The sequence below is a fragment of the Aquipuribacter hungaricus genome (genome assembly GCF_037860755.1).
In the GTDB taxonomy this organism is placed as follows: domain Bacteria; phylum Actinomycetota; class Actinomycetes; order Actinomycetales; family JBBAYJ01; genus Aquipuribacter; species Aquipuribacter hungaricus.
Genome location: NZ_JBBEOI010000456.1, coordinates 1 through 1,009 on the forward strand (window position 1 = coordinate 1; position 1,009 = coordinate 1,009).

Annotated in this window: 1 pseudogene; it reads left to right on the forward strand. The window is 80.8% G+C overall.

Features of this window, described 5'->3' with window-relative positions:
• A pseudogene (locus tag WCS02_RS20580) lies at nucleotides 1-1,009 on the forward strand (hypothetical protein); the annotation flags it as partial.

Below are 1,009 nucleotides of genomic sequence, written 5' to 3' on the forward strand. Positions count from 1 at the left end.
CGACCGGGCCGTGTCCGGCGACGAGGCCGTCGAGGGCGTGTGCGCCGCCGTGCGCGCCGTGCTGGCCGGGGAGGCGCCCGTGCCCGGCCACGGGTCGGCCTTCGCCGGGCTGCCGCCCGCCGTGGTCGGCCCCGTGGTCCGCGTCGTCGAGGTGCTGGCCGCGGGTGCCCGGGCCGTCCCGGACGGCGTGGAGGAGACGCTCTGGCAGGTCTGGGACCGGCTGCGGGTGGCGGAGCGGTGGCGCCGCACCGCCCTGCGCGGCGGGCCCGACGCCGTGCGGGCCCACGCCGATCTCGACGCCGCCGTCGCGCTGTTCGACGCGGCCGCCGCCTGGGTCGAGCGCACCCCCCGCGGCGAGGCCACCGCGTTCGTCGAGCACGTGCGCTCGCGCGCCGTCGGCGACGACCGGCTCGGCGGGGACGGGCCCGAGGACGCCGTCACCGTCACCACCCCCACCGGCGCGGTGGGCGAACGCTGGGACGTCGTCGTGGTGTCCGGCGTCCAGGACGGGGTCTGGCCGGACCCGCGCATCCGCGGCTCGCTGCTGGGGCTCACCGACCTTGTCGACGTGCTCCGGTCACCGGACCGCGCGGCACCGGGCCGGTCCGGCGCCACCGCCGTGCGACCGGGGGCAGGCCTGCGCGCGGACCTGGCGGCAACGGGCACGGGCTCGGCCGACGGCGGGCTGCCGCCGGGCGGCACGCTGGTCCACGCCGAGCTCCGGCGGCAGGCGCGTCGCCTCGTCGTCCTGGACGAGCTGCGGCTCTTCCACGTCGCGGTGTCCCGGGCCCGGCGCGAGCTCGTCGTCACCGCCGCCGACGACGCGACCACCCGCCCCAGCGACCTGTGCGCCCTCGTCGCCCGCGCGGCCGGCCCCGACCTCGTGACGGAGCCCGGCGGCCCCGAGCGGCGCACCCCGCGCCCCGGCGTCGACGGCGTCGACGAGGGCACGACGCTCGTCGAGCTCACCGCCGCCCTCCGGCGCGCGGTGGTCCTCGGTGCCGGCGGG